This is a genomic window from Aquimarina pacifica, assembly GCF_000520955.1.
Taxonomy (GTDB): Bacteria; Bacteroidota; Bacteroidia; order Flavobacteriales; family Flavobacteriaceae; genus Aquimarina; species Aquimarina pacifica.
In genome coordinates this window covers 68,021-90,183 of sequence record NZ_JACC01000028.1, presented here as the reverse complement: position 1 = coordinate 90,183, position 22,163 = coordinate 68,021, and the positions used below count along the sequence as shown (strand labels likewise).

Here is a 22,163-nt window from a genome sequence, read left to right as displayed (position 1 = left end):
GTGTGCCACACAAGGCTGTGGCAACATACCACAAAAACAGCAAAAAGTTATGAAACCATGGCTGCCTTAATCTTATTATTACTCCTGCCTGAAAATTTTTGACGCCACTAGCGAGACGCTAGTGGGGAGCGGGGAAGGATTTAGGATGGGATAAGTACCGTTTCTCCCGATTAAAACCATGGAAATCAAGACGGTTTTTAACATAGAATGCGGAGCTGGTTTTTTTTCTATTTCATTTTTTTTGCAATATCTTCAGACCATATAGTTGACTCCGAAGGTGTCTTAGGAGAAATTAGTATGTTAATTTTATCGCCTTTTTCCATTTTTTTAATTTCAGATAAATCCACACTTCTAGATTTTCCATAATATAAATTACCTTGAGTATCTTTATATTTATAAGTCACAGTCACAGAATGTCCAAATTTGGTAAACATTAATCCTAAATTATCAGATATTGAAAAAATTATTCCAGAAGTTAATGTACCCTTTTTATACAAATAAAATTCTTTAGTTGTTTTTATTATTAATATGATTAAAAAAGGTAAGCCAATTAAAGGAAAAATAATAAATATTAAACCAATTAAATAAGTAGGGAATGTATATGGTGGAAATCCAACAACAACTGAACCTTTCTCAGAATACTTTATTTCAATCTCCTGACCTTTACTTAGTTTTTTAACTTTATTCGGTACAAAAGTTTGATACGAATCTATTTTCGTTTCCTTTTCTTTAAGGAATGTATATGTAATTATTATTGGATGTTCATTATTTATACTTACTTCATAAACAGTTTCAAAGTTTTTTAAAATACCTTTTGTTTGGAGTCCTTCTTTTAATAATACTTCGTAATTAGCACTAGTAGAATTTTTATTAATATTTGATGTTAAAATGAGGAACGGAATTAAGAGAAATAGCAATGGAATAGTAAATAATAACCCAAACATTGACAATATAGGTCTTTTCTTTATTAAAGAATGTAATATTGAAAAATCAACTTTTCTTGAAACCATATTATTACTTAAATCTTAAAAGACATAATTTTTACTAATCAACGTTAAAACTAAGCATAGTATTTTCCATTTGTGATTTATAATTATCATATTCATCTGATTCACATGAAAAAGTCAACATAAATAATTCACCATTCACAATCAAACTATGTTGAATGAAGCTCAGTGGAATACCATTCTGTTTTAGCGTAAATTCCATTATATGTGTTTCTCTACCATTATTAGAAATAACTTCACTATTTATTAATTCCGCCGCTTTTTTAATTTCATCTTCACAATAAGGTATATAATCTTTAAAACTAATATTTACATCTTGTACAACTAAATTTATACTCTCTATAAAACCATCTTGTTCAGAGGATTTTTCAGTACTCAAAATAAATTCAGCACCATCTATTTTCTCTTCTAATTTCAAACTAGAAGGATAGGTAATAGAATATTTTTCTGTTTTAAATTCTTTTCCCTTTTTATTTGTTTGACAGCTTAATAATGCCAATATAAAAAAAGCTATAAGATATGATTTTCTATTCATTTTCATTGATTGCTATATTCATGATACCACGAAAATAAACTATATCCTTGGTAAATGAAAACTAAAACATAGACTAATTTATATCTAAAAAAATCAAAAAAATTAATCAAAAAATCTTTAATAAAAGAATAATTATTGCCCATTTTTTCAAAATCTCTTAAAATTAATGAAACAATAAATTTTATAACAAAATGAATAATTATTATGCCTAGACTCAATTGCATAAGACCATTAAAATAAGTGTTAGATACAAATTCTCTGTGTAAATAAAAAAATTGGATAGATAAGAATATAATTAACAAAATAGCTACACAAATAATTAATCTTGTGTTTAACTTAATATCTTTTGTTAACAAGTTATATATTAAAAAATTAACCCCACTAAAAAATAATAAATATAGTATTAGCATATTATTAGTTTATGTAAATTACTATTTTAAATTACTAGTTGAAACAGAAAAACCATACTTAAATCCAACCCCTAAACCTACATTAAAACTTGCACTTAGTTTAGCAGCACCATCAATTACAGAAGCTTCTGCTCCACCTCCAATGTGTGCACTAGCAAAAGAAGCACCTCTGGTTATTCCTATTTTATATCCACCAACTATTGGTAAAGCCTTAGGAATTGTGACAGATGTTGATATTTCTCCTTTAGCCAGAAAAGCTCCTACACTTGCTTTTACAGCGACTCCTTCTTTTCCTCCATTTATTTCTGGCGAATATACCCCAAAAGCCCCTGAAGCTTCTGCTTTAAACAAACTACCCTTTCCTTTAGTTTCAGTAATTCCATCTGCTTTTGAACTAAACTCTGCTTCTGCGCCAAAAGCGGAAGCATTTCCGGACATCATATTTCCCTCACTTGTATCTTCATAACCACCACTAAAGCCTGAAATACTTCCTCTAGTCTTTGTGTCTTGTGCTCTGATTTCACCTTCTAATTTAAAACCATTAAATCTTTTTCCTCCTTCTGTAGGTTCAACATGAGCACCTTGGGCTTTTCCTGTTACAATAGTGCCTATTATTACTTCATCTAATTCATTAACAACATTATCTCCAACTGCTACACTTGGGCCTTTATAAACTTCCTCTGGTTGTTCACCATTACCAAAAGGCTTCATTCCATCAGGATCAATAAAATAAATAGGATTATCAAATGCGTAGTTATAAGGAGAGTGCCTTCGCATTTGTTCTGCCAGTGGATCAAGATTCATCCATCTACCTAATGCAGGATCATAGTTCCTTGCTCCAAAGTCGTACCAATCAAGTCCTAATTCTTGATTATGCTCCTTACCATTGTATTTGTAAGGATGTTCCTGTCCAACAATAGTATTATTGTATCCTTTGTGTTCGAGTCCAAACGGATAATAATTTTTCTCTTCTACAATCGTAAGCGGTGAATCCAGTTCTTCTTGAGTATCTAGGAAATAAGCGTCTACATTATCGATAAAAAGATGTGGCACCTCTATAGCGGTATAGGTATCATTACGGATATAAAAAGCTACTTTTACAGTACTTTCTTGTAAGGTAAATGATGCACGATAGGTCCCTTCTGTAACGTCTCGTATATAACTTCGGGTTAGGTTGTTATTGGCATCATACTCTACCAAGGTCAAGAAAACCCCAAAAGTACCCACGGCCTCCGTCTCAAAATCAACCAGAAACACTTTTTTTCCGGTGGGTACCGTATATATTTTGGAGGTACCGCTATTGGTACTAAAAAGATCGACACGCAATCTCCCGTCTACATGAGACAAAGCACTCAAACTGCCATAACTTTGCCAATCATCAACACCTGTATCAAAGGTACTCGTTATAGGATCTGTATTGGCTTTTTTATACGATAATCGAATATTGCCTAAATGATCCTTGTATTGATAGGTATATTGATAAGAACCGTCATATTGTGGGGCTACATATCCTTCGGGTTGATTAAAAAACTGTAATTGATTGTCTGTATATACATAGTTTCCTGCATAGGCTGTTTCGGTCTCATGTCCACTATCAGAATACACCATCTTTTTTAATTTTGTACCAGTTGCATCGTAAATATAATAAATTTCGCCTGTATCCTCTCCCTCGGTCAATGTAATACGGGTAGGTAGGTTAAGATGGTTATATGCTATATTCGAGATGCCTTTATTTTTGTCAATGATCATATTGCCATTGAGGTCATAAAAATATTCTTGAGTCCCGTCTGCAGTGCCATTATAATCAGCAAAACCTATGTTGGGCGCATCGGTGTCTTCATCGGCAGCATATAATTGATTGCCCTGATAATAGAAATCGATATTATCCATCAACCCGAACTGTGTCGCTTCATTATTTACATGACCATTTCGAGTAAGTTGCTGTATGTTCCCATTTTTGTCATACGTTATGTTATACAAGCTATATCGCTGATCAGCACTATTATCGGTGGCTTTGGTTATTCTGTCTAGGGCATCGTATTGATAGCCATAAGCTCTTTTTTGGTGGTCATTGGCGGTTTTCCAGAGGGTTTCGCTAATATTTCCGTTATATAAGGGAGTTGCATCCAGATGTTCTGTAGGGGTATTATATTGTATACCAAAGGCAAACAAATCATCCCCCAGCGTGTCTATATCGTTGATTCCTTTTAGCCATCCGCGTATGGTATAGGTATAGTCGATATTCTGTAAGGGGGAGAGGGCCGTACTACTACCCGCAGCGACTTGCCCTCCTACTCCTTTGGTTACCAATTGCCCTAATTCGTCATAGGTATTGCTGGCAATGAGTTCGGGAGTTTGATCATTGATCTGCTGGATTTGGGTACGTAGCCTACCCATATGATCGTAGGTAAAACGATCGATGGTGGTGATCTCCTCATGACCTGTTTTGTGATGCACCGCGGTGGTTTCTTCTATCTTGCCGACAAAATCAAGCTTGCTTTGCAAGATGTCAGTGGTTTCTAGATATTCATTAAAAGTGGCATTATAAATAGGACGTGCTTTCTTATCATACACGGTATAGGACAGGATCCATTGGTCGGTACCCAAAACTCGAATTTTTGATCCGGTAGCCAGGCCTTTTGGGTTGTTGCTTATTTCTTGATCATAGGCAGTAACCATAGCTGGATCCGTAGTAAGCCCGCTGCCATAATTCCAGTCAAACATATAATCATCATAATAATTGAGGGTATGTATTTCGGTAATGCCTACAGGTTTGGCATCATTGGTATAATAGATCTCGGTGCCCGCAACAATGATCGGGTCCTCTGTTTTGGTGACAAAATGTACAGCACTTTGATCTACTACCGATTGCATATACGCTCGATCTCCGGTATTGGTAATCACTCCGGTATAGGCAACTCTACCAAAGCGATCATATTTGGTAAATAGCCATTGATTATTTGTTCGTTGATTCGGATCTTGCGTCATAACAGGTAATCCTTGTTTGTTGTACACAACATACTCCCAATCTTTGCCTGGTATTTTTTTCTCGATCACCCGATTATAACTATCATATCGATAGTAATATCGAAATTCGCTGGCGCTCTCGGGCGGAATCACAGTAGTCAGGTTTTCATGATCATCATACAGATATTTGGTATCATGTGCGATTCCTCCGGTATAGGTACGTTTTACAACAGTACGACCTTGATAATCTATAAATTCTTCGGTCGTATTGTTTTTGTAATCCCCATAGGTCCAGTTTTCATTTTTAGTAGTTTTTTTTCGGATCGTCACCCTACCATCTTCGGCAATATAGCCGATGTCATCAGTGGAGCTGACTAGGTCATACGTAGTTCTTATGGTGTGTTCATTTAATATGTTTGCAGACCAATCGTGTCCCGGAGCTGCTTCTTTGATCACTTGGTTTATGGCGCTCCCATCATATAGGACCTCACTATACGGATTGGTAGTGTTTTCATATTTTTGGGTGTCATAAAAACCAAATGCTTCTGCTGTTGCTTGGGTTCTAAAATCGGTAGTACTACTTGTCGTTGCATAGGGTAAGAATGTTTTCTCAGGTCTCCCGAATACATCATATTCGCTATGCGTAATAGTATGTTCTTTATTGCCTCCTGCATTAACAGCTATTTGTTGTTTAGGTCTCCCTAAGGCATCGAGATAGGTAATGTTTTGTATCCCTGGGGTCGCTATAGTAACGTTTGTAAAAGCTTCTTGGTATAAGGTGGTAGTAATGGCATTTTCATTACTTGATGTAGTGCCCGAATACGGATTCGTTTTTGTGGGAGCAATCGACACATCGAGGGAGGTATCAAAATACAATCCATTGCCCAAGAAATCGACATGGGCTGCGAGGGTTCCTCCGTCACTATGGGTCCAACGCACCACTACACCCATATCATCCTGAGCCATGATTTGGCCCCCGGTAATGGTCCAGGTGGTTGTTACAGGAGCCTCATTTTTGGTTTTTATAGTGTATTTGGTATCGGTATACCGATCGACTACGGTTTTGCCGATGATATTGGAGTTGAGTGAAGTGGGTTCGGGTACATTGATCATCGAAGTAATCCAATATGGGCTACAATTTTCATATCCATCAGAGTGAGCCAAAACTTTGACTTCATGGTCCCCATATTCATTAAATATAATTAGAGCTTCTGATCCTTTTTCCTTTGTTGTAACTAGTTCTGCGCTATCTGGGAGAACCCATTCAAAATCATAATTAAGATTTAAGTCGATTTTGCTATTTATATATACAGAACTTATTTTCGTTATTACAGGGGCATCATTGGTGAGATAAAACGGATTTGTTTTGAGAACTGAAATGGGTTTGGTTATTGTAAATGTATTGCCATTCGTCTCTGTTATGGTCACTTTGATTTCGATATCTTTATCACAATTATCGGTAGTCCATCCTATTGTCAAAGGATCATATACATTATTAATAGATCCTATTGTAGAATGATTTCTTTCCACACCATCGGGATAAATTACCTCCCAGTCAACAGTTTCGATATAGCTAGGATCAATATTCCATAAACGGTATTCATCTCGATTAGATGATTCAATAGTGTCTAATCCAGAAATCCATATATTTTGATTTGAATGTCTAAAAACCTTAACTGTTTTGGATAAGTTTATGGCGCTACCATCATTTTTGGTCAATAGTGCCTTGATTTCTGCTTCTCTATTAAAATGAGAATATAACCAACTAATTTCAACGGTATTAGCACCTGTTTTTTGTGTTAATCCGGCAGGGAATCCATCATTGGTATAGTTGACGCTCCACTCTATATTGTTGATTTCGCTTTGGTCCAGGTTCTCTACTGAATATTCTCTTACCGTATTAGCAATAAGATGTTGTTCTGTATTTAGAACATCAATGGCACCGGGTCCTGAGATTGCCGTCGTCGTAGGTTCATTCTGTGTTAACACCATGACAGGGGTTGACAATATGACTATTTCGCCATTTGTTTTGGTAATAGTAGCTTTGATTTCTGCTTCTGTGTCAGTTCCCATATCATTCCAAGAAGCTACAAGTCGGTTAGGATCAGTAGTAGATGGTATGAATGTACCTGGGTTTTCCTGAGAATTTATGAGATTCACTTCCCAGTCCACATTTTCAACATCATCGTTTTCCAGATTTGTTATGGAATAAGCATTGATACTTAATGAACTTACTGCACTCAATCCAGAAATTGCCAAATCATTATTGCTGTATTGTTCTAAAATAATAATTACGTTTAAAGATACTGTAAAAATTTCTCCATTAGTTTTGGTAATTATAGCTTTGATTTTTGCTTCTTCAATAGTTTCCAATAAATACCATACAATATCTATTGATAATTCATCGCTTGATGAGTTTCCGACAAAATTCTCATCGGTAACTATTGAAGTGTCTTCATATTCTACGACCCATTCTAGGTTTGAGATGTCGTCGGCTTCAATATTAGTTAATCTATAATCTTCTCTTTTACCAGCTATGGCTGTTTTTGGTCCTATTATTATAGGGGCCGAAACCTGCTCAAAATCATCAGTTTTTTTAATTAAAACATCTTGATAAATAAAAAACACACTACCATCAACTTGCGTTATAGTGGTTTTTAGTTGAGCCTCTCTATCTCTATCAGAATCATACCAAGTGACCCAAACAGAATCTCCCCATTCATCTTGATAAGCAATTTCAGCAGCAGGCAATCCATTGTCTTTGTATATAGCTTCCCAGCTTATTGTTCGAGTATGAAAAGAGCCTTCTTCAAAGTTATAGTTTTCTGTGCTTGCTGCTATTACAGTTGTAGCGCCAGAAATAGATACATTAAAATTTTCTTCTCCATTTTGATTTCCAATAACATTAATAATCTTTGATAATTCTATCTCTCCCCAGTGAGTATCTATAAAAATTGCTTTTATTTGTACTTGCCGATCCGTATCTGAATGATGCCATAACATTGTAACTTTTTCAGGATTTTCAAAGGATTCCATGATAGCCACGGCTGCAACCTCTTGTTCTCCGTCAATATAGTTAACTTCCCAATGTAAATCACTTATTTGGAAGTAACGATTAGGATCCATAAACGAATGATTTGTTATAGATGATACCTGAACTGTTGTGTCTCCAGAAATATATGCACCACTGTTATCTTGCGCAAAGCTTGCCATACCTACCCAAACAAAAATAAGAGTAAGCACAATTTTTGATGTTATTAATTTTATTGTCTTCATCATATTAGTTTTTATAGGTATAGGTATTTTTGGATAGAATGTTTTGGTCATGATCCTTGACCAGTTGCAGACGGTTGTAGTTATCATAGATATAAGAGGTTTCTTTGCCGCGTATATCCGTACTACTCGTAACTCCCACTAAGGGTTTATAGGTATAGGAGGTAATCTGCCCATTGGGGAGTTGATCCCGCAGTAAGTTGGCAGTAGTTTTGATCTGAGTATCGTCTGTGGTCGTAGTTAATTGTGCCACCGAGGTATTACTATCGGCGAGTGTAGTGAGTAATTCGGTATAGGATACATTTTCTAATTGACAAACCATATATCGAGAACCGTACCCAAACACAAAACTGGTATATACTCCGGTCTCTGATTGTATCTCTAGAATATTGCCTTTGGCATCTCTTCGGGTAACAATTACCGGCGTTTTAGAGAGATCGTCTCGGGTAATATAATCTACTTTTTCTAGTCCGGTAATATCGTTGCCAAAATCTTTATACTGATAGTTTTCTGATTTTAGAATGCCTTCTTCGTTAGAAAATACGACGGATTTTGGACTGGACAGTCGGTTTTGTACTGCAAAAGGATACATGTTTTCATAGGTGTATTCCTTTTTGATGTATTCTAATCCTGGGGTGTCACAAATAAATGTTCCTGTATTTGCATCCCATTCAAAATCTTCTTCTTTAGTACATAGGAATGTACCTTGTTGCTCAGATTTTATTAATGGGAGTTCATCATCATATGTGTATATTTTGTCAAGTTCAAAACGATCAAAAGATTCTTGCTGAGAGTCTGTAACATTATGTATTTCGGGAAGTTTTTTGGTAGTTACCGAGACTAATAGATTACGCTCGATAGGAAATTCGATAGTTTCGTCATATCCTCCACATGATCGATTATACAACCCAAAATCACTAGAGCAGGTATACCCGCCATTAAGAACAGACCGTGTAGGATTCTGAAAACTAAGAGACAAGGTTTCGAATTGTTCGAGCTTATAGGTATATTCTTCTCTAAGAACGTGCAGGCCGTTATGATCTACAATCTCTTTTTTATATAACTTTCCGCGTAAAATATCCCTGTCTAATGATAGGGAGTAGTGTCCCAAAGCACGCCAGCTTCGACTCCCCGTAAGTAGGTCACTGTTTGAGCCAAAAATGGTTTTGGTAGATCCTACATTGGGATGATGAGAAGCGTTCTTATAATAATAGTAGGTCTGTTGCTTGTCGTATCGGTTTGTTACAATAGCACTGGCATACCCTATAAAAGAACCATGGGTAAGTTCTACCTGAGTTTGCGGTACATTATAGAGGTCATAATCCAGATCGAGATCATCAGGATCGGTAGCTGTATAATTGACATAGGCATCTTTATCCTGTAATTCGAAGGTGGCATATTGAGGCATTTTATTAATTTGGCCGATACCGTAGGTATAATCATGAATTTGGGCAATACCATATTCGTCAACTAATTTTTGAGTTTTGATTCGCAATCCGCCTCCTTTTTTGGTGCCTGAATAACTAAATTCGTTACTCTCATACTCAAACGCCGAGTAACCTCCTGTAGGGTATTGTATTTTTGTCAAAATATAGGCTTTTGATTGGGCTTCGTTGGCTTCGAGAGAATACTCGCCATCTAATAACAGGTCTCCGGAAGAATAAAACGGAGAGCCAACAGCTTGCATTTGTGATGTCATACTATCCGCGGTCGAATAATTATGCTGATAAGCACTACGATCAAAATATATTTTTGGGGTTTTTCCGTTTTGTGCTGCGGCATATGATCCATTGTTATAGCCCAAAAAATCATGCGCCCACGAATCTCTTGGTGGCATATCGATAGATTCATTATAGGTAAATACATATCCAGGTAAAGGAATACTATAGGTGTTAGATACTTCTACTACTTTATCCAATCGTAAGCGTTTACTTTGTGGGCGATCGGTATCTATCGTGGATTGAAAGTATCCATAGTTAAACTGCATACGTTTTACGACATCGCCCACATGGTTCAGTACTTTGATCTCAGTCAATGCTTTTTCTCCAAGATTGTCTAATCGGTCTAGCCCATAAATAAACTGTACTTCACCCCCATCAAAATAGATACGGGTAAGTCGGTTGGTTTTTACATTCATCGAGAAATTCTCGCTATTGCTACCGGTATAAAAATTATCATGAAATGTATTTTGGTATTCTTCATACTCAAAATCGATTGCTTGATTTGTGGCATAGTCATACATACGATCCAGCTTATACGCATCAAACTTGACATTGATGCCATCTAAGAAATTAGTAAAACTGGTTTTGCTGTTTTTGGAGTATGAAAACGAAACTTCTGGAGTTGCAAAGCTATATTTGATCCCTTGTATAGAGGTAATATCGATATGATGCATCCCAAATCCTCTTATTGGAAAGTGAGATACACCTCCCCAGGAGACATATCCTGTATACTCATCACCAAAACTCTCATCAAATTTGTTGCCATTGCTCTCAATCTCCATTACCTCAATGGTTGAAGTAGCGATGGCTTTTTTGTGGATATATCGGGTAGACAATCCGGGGGCGTTGGCTTGATAGATATCAGGAGCAGGATCGTTTTCTTGGTTTAGGCTTACTTCTTCATCCATCCACCCTACAGTCCATCCTGCAGGGGTCATCTCATCATTGGTGTTGGGAGTATGAATGATTTTTGGGATGGTATAATCATCAATACCTTTGACCGTTCGGGTCACCACACCCCCTGCATTAAGTGCCCAATTGGCCCCAACGTTAGACGGCATGTCTGCAACTTTAACGCCAGATGAATTGTAGCTAATAGAAATAGGTACGGTCATATTCCCTGTTTTGATCTCATAGATAGGGATCGTAATGTTTGTCCTTCCTGTGTAATGTGATACAGGAACCTGTGTAATTTTTTGAAAAGCTGCAACATCAGGAGATTGTACAGTTGGGTTCCCGATTAGTTCATAATCAGCAAGCATACTGCCATCAAGCTCGTACTCCTGAGCAAATGATAGTTGAAAACAACATGCTAGTAACAGCATACATCTAAAACATAATGGATTCATAGGTATATTGATTTATTGGATTGTGTATTCATTTTTTATTTTCCCGCGGCAAACCTAGTGCATTTGGTATGGTGTTTTTTGAGGAAATCCTCATTACTAGATATACATACCTGTTCTATAGATAAAACACACTGGTGTTGCTTTCGTTTTTTATATTATATGTTTAATTTTCTGTAATTCTATTGCGTTGAGGTATCCTCTCCCCACTTCATTATTTTTTGCCATTTATAGTAAGTGTCTTGACCTACAGAAAAGTTACTGGCCTTGTTCAACTTTTTTTTGGTTGTATATTATTTTACTCTAGATCGGTTAGTTTTTCGTTAGACTTTTATATTTCCTGATGCAATAATACTTTGTTCTAGTTTCAATTTTTGAAACTGGTGTATTTTTGTGCGTACATCGTTTGTTAAAGTATGTAACTACAGTATCTGATCTTACTAGTCTACTTGTTTTGATATGTGTATATGGTACAAAGAAAGTAGCAGATGTTTTTTACTACGGGTTTGGTTAAGCGTTAGGGATAGTAATGAAAATCCCATAGCTCGACGGTAGGAGATGCGAGGAATTGTAATGTATAGCCCGCTCGAACGCCCAAGTCAATGTTAAAACTGATTCAAAAAAAACCCTCACAGATTTTTTAAAACCTGTGAGGGTTGTGTAATTTTATAACATGTAGCGTGCGTCAAAAGTACTCAGTGATTACATGTGTTTTACTTTTTATGCTCTTTGCTGCGATAGCTGTGCAGGGCATTGGTGATATAGGTGAGCGGTGCATTCCAGTTTATAGTAACTTCATTTGTCGAATAAGAACACCAACCGTCATAATACTTTGTTGCGGGTTGATCATCGGTATAAATACATTCATTTTTTGCACTTGGCCATAAATTATGAGGTCCACCTACTAACATTCCCGGTATAGGATCTATACTAGCATCGGCTTCGGATATGCGATGATGAGGGTGCATTGCTTTTTTGTCTCCGAAACCAGTTACAAAACAATATCCCGTACCATTTCTACCCAAAATATAATCCATGGCTTGATATGCTGCCGATAGATATGTACTGTCTTTTGTTAATTCATAGGCACGTATGAGCATCATAATCTCATTGGCTGCAGCACCATTACTACCCCAAACAAAACTTCCTCTTTGGTCCTCTAATGTAGATGTTTTGTCTTCGCTCATCTGGGTTTTCATTGGGGAATGTTTTAGTCGGGTTTTGAATAGGTCTGCAGTTTCTATTAGTTTATCCTGAAGTTCTTTTATTGGTGCTTGATCTACCAATATTTCCTTGTGATGTGCTGCCGAAATTAATGCTAGAGAAGATACAAACTCCCAACTTGGGGCAATACCCTCTGGGATATCATCGAGCTTGATATCTTTGGCATATTTATAATCTGCAGTCGTGATTAATAGCTCTGTTGCTGCCCATTGAAACTCATCGGTGACATTAAAATCTTTGTACTGCCCAGTGTTGATGCCTGCGGGTTGGATATAATAGGTTGTTGGATTGGCTTTGGCCCACTCATATGCTTTTACAGCAGCATTTAGTAATTGATTACTAAAACCGGGTTTTCCCAACTGGGTTTCGTATGGTTTGTATACACGAGAGGCTACTGCCATTACAGCTGCAAAATTAAGAGAGGCAGCGGTTGATTTTGATACAACATATCGATCACTTTTGTCTTCATTAGGCGATATAACTCCCGAAAAATTACTGCTCGTTAACTTATGATATACTCCTTCTTTGCCCGGTGTAGGGTCTTGCATGGTTAGGAGCCATTCGATATTCCAGAGGGCTTCATCTAATATATCTGGGATGGCATTACCCGATTCGGGGATATTAAACTTTTTGTTTTGATAGTACATGGGATAGTGCTCAAAGGCTGATAATAGGGTAAAAGTGCTAATGCCGCTATTTACTACATATTTATTATAATCTCCTGCATCGTACCATCCTTTTGATGATGATATAAGGGTTCCCTCTGGTCGCTCAGGTGTTGCTGCCGACGCATGAATTTTTACAGCTGTATCCATATGCCCTGCGGGTCTCGAAAACTGCTTGGCATATACAGCATCTAAGGAGGTAGAGGCTCTGTTGTAATAATAATACTTAAAAGCAGCTTCGGATAATGCACTATAGGGTTGATCATGTACTCTAAAAGTAATTTCTTGATTTGCTGCCTGAAAGGTATAGGTTCCTATACTATCTATGGCAGAGATATCTACGCTACACGCAAAACGATTTGCTGCTTTCCAGAGTGTCGCTTCATTAGTGACTCCTGTAATAAGTTCGACCCCGTCTTTATTTTTGATAGTATAGGGTAATTTGGAAAAAGCGGTTGCGGCTGTAATACTTATGGTTTTGGGTGCTTCGAGGCAATAGGCGACTTGGTTATACCGTATTTTTATATCATTTTCCTGAGAGATTGGTTCTAAACTGTCTCCGACCGAGATCCAGTCAATGTCAATTGTACCCTTATATTTCCCTTTTCCGGGGCTTACAGAAAAAATAAATTTCTTGATTTTTGTAGCATCTACCTCACAAGGAGCGTCTGCACTTTTACATGGTCCTGCATATCCGCCATCTAAAAATTTATTCTGAAAATTGAATGCATGAATGGTATAATCAGCTGCTAAGGTGGTAGAAATCCCATAGAGGTTGGTTACATATCCATTTGTATCCTGAAGGTCTATTCTAAAATCAGGTGTATTGGTTCCTTTTACTTTAATAAAAAGTGATGGAAGCTTTTTGATATCCATCGGTTTTTCTAAAACATACGCAATACTATCATAAGGACCACTACTCCCGTCCCCAGTAATTTGTGCGATGCTTTTGTCAGAAATAACAACAGAAAATCCATTGCCTGGGTTAAATGCATTATTCTCAGAATCAAACTGATCTTGATAAAGAATACTATCCTCTATGTTTTTTTGGTCTGAGATTGTACTGGTGGTGTTGCGATGATTTGTGTTGTCTGCAGTAACATGGTTATCAATAATTTCTCTAGCATAATTGGTGTGATATGCGATACTCAAAACAAATAACAATACTAATTTGTTCATACTATTTGGTTAAAAAAGTTGGTATAAAAGACGTAAGACAACGGCTTCTTTTTTGCTAAGAATTACTGCAGTTATCTCCCTGTCTATTGTAAATCACAACAAGTATAAGGGTATATTTTCTTAATTATTTATGTTTTTTGTTAAAAATTAACAATTAATTTATTTTATGGTTTAAAAGGTGAATGTCACCAATTAAATCATATTGTATGATATACAGCGAATTAATCGTTGCTAAATTGTTTAATAAAACATACTATTGGGATTAGAACTATTTTCAACCACAGTAGCATTGACATGGATAGCCTTAGTGTTGTTTTGTAGGTTTTTTTTTGAATTCCTGAAAGACTATTTTATCACTGGTATAGTGTGTAGGTCTTTTTATTTTGCATCAAATAGGTTCTTTATTGATCAAAAAAAATCCCAGATCTTTTGACCCGGGATTATTGTGTATTAATGAGAAGTGAATTTTTTTAATCACTATCATATGTACAGATAGTGCTTCACTTTATTTTGGTGCGTTATATTCTATAAATTTTTATTCGGCTTCTTCTGTTGCAACAAATACTTGATTGCCATTATTGATTAAGGTTTGTCGGTCAATAACTCCCTGACCTGTTGCTGTTCCTCCTAATTCAATTGTCCTTCCGGTAATTTGTGGAGAGATGGCGGCCAAATTATTAAGTAAGGTATTTACAGAAGTACTTGATAAGTTTTCTGATGGAGCTACAAAGCCTAAAAAGTCAGATAGTGCGGTAAAATCAATCGTAATAAGTGCATTACCATCAATCAATATTTCTTGAGCTACAGTAGTCAAAAGAGGCATCGCCAAGTATTCTAAGGCGGTGTTTTCGTTCATACTTATTCTATCACTAACCTGATTTAATACAGGGAAACTTATAGACACAAGAGATGGGTTGTAACCAAGTTCTAGAAAACCTTCTTCAGAAGTATATCCAGCTCCTAATCGCACGTTTTCTAGACTCAAAAAATCGATACTGTCTAAAAGATCATTCTCATAGATACCAAAATAGACAACACTGGTGAGTTCAGTAAAACTAATTGTTTCTAATACATCATTTCTGATAATTCTTAAAAATCCGATGTCTTCATTTAAATTATCGTGTATGACTGCTTCTAATTTTGGATTGTACCCGATAAAAATTCCTGCATCAAGGGTGGTCAAATTAGGAATAGAATAGCTGGTCAGGTTGTCGTTAGAAGATATATATAAACCATAAAATTCTTGCTCTTCGAGATCTTCATCTATTACGTCTATTGATCCATCGTCATTAGAATCTTCTTGGGGGATTCCTAATTCTTCTAAAAGAGGAAGTGTAAAACTAGTGATCGCTGCGTTGTCTGAGACTAGAAGTCTAAAAATGCTTTCAACCACGGGAAAATCTATAGCTACTAAATTTTCATTGTTACTAATAGATACGTCTCCTCCCGATTTGAGTTTAGGAAAATTCAAAGTTTCGAGCTTATCATTGTAGTAAAGAGAAATATTTCCCGATTCGAATTTGGGAAGATCTACAGACGTTATCTTGTCAATAGAAGATAAACTTATTGCGCCTGATATAAATTCGGGCACTGCAATGTTTTCTATTAAAGGCATATCTGAGAATGAAATAGTACCTTCTATTAAACTAGCGATACTGATATTTTCTAATGCATCATTTGCAGAAATAAACAGCTCCATTACTGTTGTTAGCGATGAAAAATCAATGCTTTTCAAACTTGGATTGTTGCTAATTGTAGCAGGGCCCAAATTGATTATTTTAGGGAATTCGACACTGGTAACGCTTTGATTTTGTGAGATATATATACTGCTATTTTCTGTGTCGATATCTTTTACATCTTCAAGTTCAGGAAATGCAATACTTTCTAATGCACTGTTTTCTTGTATTTTTAGGGTTGTTATTTCTTTCAAAACCAGAAAATCCAGTGTTGCTAATTTAGGGTTATCCTCAATGAGAACATCAGACACACTTTCTAGCATTGGGACTTCAATACGTTCTATCTTAGGGTTCGAATCTACTGTAATTTTATCAACGACTGTTTTGATTTCGGGTAGACGTATGTCTACAAGAGAAGTATTGTTGAGTATTTCTATTTCTAATACTTCGGTGATTTCTGTGAAATCGGCTATAGTAAGATTGGTTGTGTTTTTGACAACAATAAATTGTGTGTTCGTTCCACCATTTTCCTCGATCAGGGTAACGGCTTCCTCATCTGTGATAGCCCCACTCAAAATTAAAGAGACTTCGCCTTGATCATTGTCACTGTCATCCTCTTCATTATTTTCTTCCTCATTTTCTTCTTCATCAATAGCTACTTCCTCGTCATTGGGTACATCATTGCTATCATCTTCTGTACAAGAATGTACTAGAAAGACCAGCATTAAAAAAAGAATTCTAAGATAATTTAATTTCATAATTAGGTTTTTTTATACTATTCATGAGAACAAATGAGCGGCAAAAGTAATTGTTTTTATCGACAAAAAGCCAAAAAAAAGGACAAAATACATTATAGATATGAAATTGTTAATTTTTATTAAATTTCCGGAAGCATAACGTATTGCGTTTGCATTAATTTATTCATGGATTTACATAAAAATTGAAGTGCGGTTTTTTTAACCAATATGTGTACCTTTGAGAAATACCATTTTTATTAATTTAATACTTCATTTTTTATGTACGAAGCTATTCAAATCGTTCATTCTTATTGGGCATATCTTGTTGTCCTTGTAGTTACGCTAGCAACCATTAATGCATTGGTTGGTTTTTTTGCCAAGAAAGAGTATGCGCCAAAAGATTTTAGAATTTCTTTATTTGCATTGATTGTGACTCACATTCAGTTATTGATAGGGATTGTCATTTTATTTGTATCACCCATGGTGGTTTGGTTTTCGGGAACTCATAAAATGGGAGAAATTATGAAAGATGCTACTTTACGTTTATATAATGTAGAACATCCTTTTGTAATGATTTTGACAGTGGTATTTATTACCATGGGATATTCTAAGCATAAAAAGAAATTGACGTCAACACCAAAATTTAAAATGCTTACTATATTTTATACGATCGCTTGGTTGCTGATGCTGTCAAGAATACCATGGGCGAATTGGTTTTAAGTTAATACAGACTTTTTTATTAGGTTTTGATCTGCCATTCTACAGAATTTTATACTTTGATATTTTTGGGTTACTAATTAAAGGATGTCTGAAGGAATTGACTGTTAGGGTAATGGTACCCTAAACAACCTTGTTTGTTATTGTATAGATGGGGCAAAAATGTTTTAAGGTCTGATTTTATCTGAGGTAAAGAAGATGATTATGAATATATGTTGATTGAGTATAATCGTATGTCCTTTCTTATATCATTTTGTTTGTGAACAAGCCTTTGTTTCTTGATATAGGATAAGGGATTAATGCTGTATGCTAAGGAAATACTGATTTGCCGACCAAAATGAAATATTTGATCCCTTACTTATTATACACAATCTAACTCTTCAAATTATTTAATACAAAATTCACATAAATATCAGCGAGTATCGCTTGATAACTGGCTACCTTTGCAGATTGAAAAATTATTGATTGCTATGGATTTATCTCAAATCAAAATGGTCGTTACTGATATGGATGGTACATTGTTGAATAACAACCATGAAGTAAGTCCTCTTTTTTATTCGCTTTTTGAAGAGTTAAAAAGCCTTGGAGTGGTCTTCGTGGCTGCCAGCGGAAGACAGTATTATAGTATCATCGACAAGTTAGAATCGATAAAAGATGATATTTATGTGATTGCCGAAAATGGTGCATTAAGCATGCATAAGAATATAGAATTACAAACTACAGGTATCGATCGCCAGACGTATCTAGAATTATTAGAGATTACCAAAAATCTTAAGGATTCTCAAGTAATTCTTTGTGGAAGAAAAAAAGGGTATCTTGAGGATTATGGGCACGAATTTATTACAATGTTCGAAGAATATTTTGGTCGTTTCGAAATTGTAGAGGATTTGCAAGATGTGGTTGATGATGTATATCTAAAAATCGCTATTTGTAATCTAAAAGGCTCAGAAGAATTTCTTTATCCGGCATTAAAGCATCTAGAAGATAGATTAAAGGTTAAGGTTTCTGGCGAAATGTGGTTGGATCTATCACATGCTTTGGCTAATAAAGGATATGCATTGAAGCAGCTTCAGGAAAGACTAGAGATCTTGCCTCAAGAAACAATGGTGTTTGGGGATTATAATAATGATCTCGAGATGATGGGCAGGGCGACCTATAGCTTTGCGATGGAGAATGCACATCCCAATATAAAAGCGGCTGCACAGTATACTACAAAAAGTAATGAAGAGAATGGAGTCGAATATATGTTACAGAAAATGATAGAGGCAAAAAAGAAACTAGACTGTTAATGTAGTGTACTGCCATTAAGGCAAATTATAGTAAAAAAGTAGTGTTTACTGTGGATTGCAGGAACAGTGAACCTAGATTTATACAAAAACGTAGTGACCAATTTATCCGAATAAATAGGTAACTACATCTTCGATTTTGGCAACCATCTGTATCTTAATTTGACTATTCTGGCGTGATATTTTGTTATATTTGGATACAAAAATAGTAGAGAATCCCAGTTTTTCGGCTTCTTGTATTCGTTGTTCTACTTTGTTTACAGGTCGTATTTCTCCTGCAAGCCCAACTTCTGCAGCAAAACAATACTCTTTGGCAATAGGAATATCCTCACTAGAGGATAAAATTGCAGCAACCACAGATAGATCAATTGCAGGATCATCGACAGAAATTCCACCGGTAATATTTAGAAATACATCTTTGGCACCTAATCTAAAACCAGCGCGCTTTTCTAGTACTGCCAGAATCATATTCAGGCGTTTAAGATTATACCCTGTAGCACTACGTTGCGGTGTGCCATATACCGCTGTACTAACAAGTGCTTGTATCTCAATCATTAGTGGTCGCATTCCTTCGACTGTAGCTGCAATGGCAGTACCGCTTAACTCTTCTTCTTTCTTAGAAATTAGAATCTCACTAGGGTTAGAGACCTCTCTAAGTCCGCTACCCTGCATTTCGTATATTCCTAATTCTGATGTAGAACCGAATCTGTTTTTTAAAGCCCGTAAAATACGATAGACATGATTGCGATCTCCTTCAAATTGCAATACAGTATCTACCATATGCTCAAGTATTTTTGGACCTGCAATGGTACCATCTTTGGTAATATGCCCTATGAGTAAAACGGGTGTTTCTGTTTCTTTAGCAAATTTGATTAATTCGGTAGTACATTCGCGTATTTGTGAGATGCTTCCTGGGCTACTCTCTATATAATCACTATGCAAGGTTTGTATAGAATCTATAATGACAATATCGGGTTCTATTTCCTCAATTTGTCTAAAGATATTTTGTGTTTTGGTTTCGGTAAGGATAAGGCAATTATCCGTTTTAGACTGTATTCGTTCTGCACGCATTTTAATCTGCTGCTGACTTTCTTCTCCTGAAACATATAAGGTTTTATAAGGTAGTCTGAGACTGATTTGCAGAAGTAGGGTGCTTTTTCCGATACCAGGTTCGCCTCCCAATAATGTTAATGATCCAGGTACAAGCCCTCCTCCTAATACACGATTTAATTCTGAGTCATCAGTATTATAGCGAGCATCACTACTTGTATTAATTTCTGAAATCTTTAATGGCTTAGCCGTTTTAGAAACTTTTGAACTCGTGGTAGCATTTTTCCAATCATTTTTTGATGCTTTCTCAACCAATTCCTCGGCAATAGTATTCCACTCTTTGCATGAGGTACATTGTCCTTGCCATTTGGCATACTGAGCGCCACAGTTCTGGCAGAAAAAAACGGTTTTAGTTTTGGCCATGGGATACTAAAATAAGAATGTAAAAATACTATTATTTTGAAGAATTCCTTTCTGAAATGGTATAAACACATAGAGAATACTAGGTAGAATGATTCAACATTTTTATTCGTAGCATTGTTTTTTTTAAAATACTCATAATTAAGTGTCTATAATTATCAGAATACTGTCTTTTTACTAATATAAAGCGTTGAGTTTTTATAAAGAGGTGTATATGGTAAATAGATAGTATCGATAAAATAATTGTTAATGGCATTGAAGATTCGCTAGTATATAGTTCGAGTTAAAAAAGAACTACCAAGTAAAAGTTTAATAGTAACCACTAAAATTCTTAGATTAGAAGGAGTACAAACTATTAGTAAAACTGCGCAAAAGCAAATTAACGGAGGATCTCTTGATTGTAGTTCTGACGGTAAAAATGGGTGTATGAGAAACTGTGTAGTAGTTGAAGGAAACCGCACACATACATGCTATATGAGATGCTTAAGTCCATGTTCATGGTATTAAACTAACCCTCTTTATGCATTAAAAATATATTTTGGGTTTCGACGGGTGTAAGATATAGCATCCCACCACATTTTGAGTTTCATCACTAAATTTTGATGTTAAGGCTTAAAAAATGTTATGTTTTGTGATAGTCGAAATCTTCACTACAAAATTTTAATGCATAATTTGGGTTAAGTATAAAAGTTGTGTAGTATAACCACAAAAAAAGGGTGTTTTGATATTCAAAACACCCTTTTTTTGTTGCTATAGTTTACTTAGATATTACCAACCAAAATCTTCTTTGATTTTGGTTACTTTTTCTAACATATAATCTTTGGTTAAAAATGCTACTTCATCAAGTTGGAAGCCATTTTCATAAGCTCTCATAGCTTTTTTAGGTTCTCCTGTCTGTTCATAAAACATGCCCAAGTAATAATGACCAAGCATAGTGTCTGGGTGCTCTTTTACAGCCAATTTACCCAAGGGTTCCATTTCTGACCAATTTTCCTTTTTTTCGATAGCAGTAGATACCGCTATAAAATCATTAATTCGTATTTGGCGTTTTATTCCGTATAATTCTCGTATGGTCTGGTAAATATCAACTAGATAATCATAAGGAGATGTTTCTAGGTTAAGAATCACTTCTTTATATGTTTTTTTGGTAATAGGTCTATACATTTTAAAAATGTCTTCGAGGGCTTTTGGGATTGCCTTTCCAACCAATGTATAGTGAGAAGATTCTTCGAAATTATCAAAGAAATAATTCATTTCAGGATTTTCGATTGCGCTTAATTTTTCGTTGACTGCCAACACCTCTTTTTTAATGTTTTCGGCATCGTTGGTTGCAGTTGCGAGATAGTACCAGATATCAGAAGAGTTTGCTAGTTTGCTTTCGATTCGTTCTCCCATAGGTGGGGCGAATTCTGGACTAATACAGATATATCCATAAAATATAGGATTGTCTTTAAATAAAAAGTAATTAAGAAAATTAGCACTATAGTCGTGTCCTACAATAATTTTTAATTGGGCGGTACGATAATTTTTATTGAGATATGGCATGAGTTCTGCTCCTATAAACTCATAAAATTGAGCACCTTTTCCGGCAGGCAAGAAATCAGCAGTATCATACCTACAATCATCAACTCTTGTTTTACTTTGATTTATACCGACCACAATAGATTCTGGCATATCTTCCCAATACGAAAAATAATCTACGTTACCTGCAACAGGTTCAAAAAGGTAATCTGCATCAAGTACGATAATTAATGGGTAGGTTTTATCAACATTTTTTTCATAATTACGAGGCAACTGAATTTTTAGTTGTCTACTTTGATCTAATTTAATAGATCTAAAAGACTCATAAATAGCCTGACTTTGTACAGAACAAGTACAAATAATGGCAATCATAAGAAGTATACTTTTTTTCATAAGTAGTATGATTTAGGATTTAGCAAGGAACAATAT

At 35.6% G+C, this 22,163-nt stretch carries 10 protein-coding genes; 2 read left to right on the top strand and 8 right to left on the bottom strand.

What is annotated here, in order from left to right; all coding sequences use genetic code 11:
- Positions 1-227 precede the first annotated feature (227 nt).
- From DZ60_RS0114700 to DZ60_RS0114670, 6 genes are all read right to left on the bottom strand, one after another.
- Positions 228-1,010, bottom strand: coding sequence for a hypothetical protein (locus DZ60_RS0114700; protein ID WP_025742802.1), 783 nt, complete (start codon positions 1,008-1,010; stop codon positions 228-230).
- A gap of 34 nt (positions 1,011-1,044) precedes the next feature.
- Positions 1,045-1,542, bottom strand: a complete 498-nt coding sequence (locus DZ60_RS0114695; RefSeq protein ID WP_152537444.1) for a PsbP-related protein — start codon at positions 1,540-1,542, stop codon at positions 1,045-1,047.
- Positions 1,543-1,973: 431 nt separating this feature from the next.
- Positions 1,974-8,195: a DUF6443 domain-containing protein gene (locus tag DZ60_RS25610; protein WP_241448749.1), complete on the bottom strand. Its 6,222-nt coding sequence runs from the start codon at positions 8,193-8,195 to the stop codon at positions 1,974-1,976.
- A 4-nt stretch (positions 8,196-8,199) separates the two neighbouring features.
- A complete protein-coding gene (locus DZ60_RS0114680) occupies positions 8,200-11,262 on the bottom strand; it encodes a hypothetical protein (protein ID WP_152537443.1) in 3,063 nt (1,020 codons plus the stop codon).
- Between the two features lie 710 nt (positions 11,263-11,972).
- Positions 11,973-14,327, bottom strand: a complete 2,355-nt coding sequence (locus tag DZ60_RS23145) for a glycoside hydrolase family 9 protein (RefSeq protein ID WP_025742797.1) — start codon at positions 14,325-14,327, stop codon at positions 11,973-11,975.
- Positions 14,328-14,862: 535 nt separating this feature from the next.
- On the bottom strand, positions 14,863-16,761 hold the full coding sequence (locus tag DZ60_RS0114670) for a hypothetical protein (RefSeq protein WP_025742796.1): 1,899 nt from the start codon (positions 16,759-16,761) through the stop codon (positions 14,863-14,865).
- A 258-nt stretch (positions 16,762-17,019) separates the two neighbouring features.
- Between DZ60_RS0114670 and DZ60_RS0114665 the strand changes: the two genes are divergently transcribed.
- Together DZ60_RS0114665 and DZ60_RS0114660 are read left to right on the top strand one after the other, a co-directional pair.
- Positions 17,020-17,460 (top strand): hypothetical protein, encoded by a 441-nt coding sequence (locus DZ60_RS0114665; protein WP_025742795.1) that lies wholly within the window; start codon positions 17,020-17,022, stop codon positions 17,458-17,460.
- A gap of 440 nt (positions 17,461-17,900) precedes the next feature.
- On the top strand, positions 17,901-18,746 hold the full coding sequence (locus tag DZ60_RS0114660) for an HAD family hydrolase (RefSeq protein WP_316929900.1): 846 nt from the start codon (positions 17,901-17,903) through the stop codon (positions 18,744-18,746).
- 102 nt (positions 18,747-18,848) lie between these two features.
- Here the strand turns inward: DZ60_RS0114660 and radA are convergent, their stop codons facing one another.
- Both radA and DZ60_RS0114650 read right to left on the bottom strand, forming a co-directional pair.
- A complete protein-coding gene (gene radA, locus DZ60_RS0114655; protein ID WP_025742793.1) occupies positions 18,849-20,216 on the bottom strand; it encodes a DNA repair protein RadA in 1,368 nt (455 codons plus the stop codon).
- Positions 20,217-20,981: 765 nt separating this feature from the next.
- Positions 20,982-22,127, bottom strand: a complete 1,146-nt coding sequence (locus tag DZ60_RS0114650) for an alpha/beta hydrolase (RefSeq protein WP_025742792.1) — start codon at positions 22,125-22,127, stop codon at positions 20,982-20,984.
- Positions 22,128-22,163 lie beyond the last annotated feature (36 nt).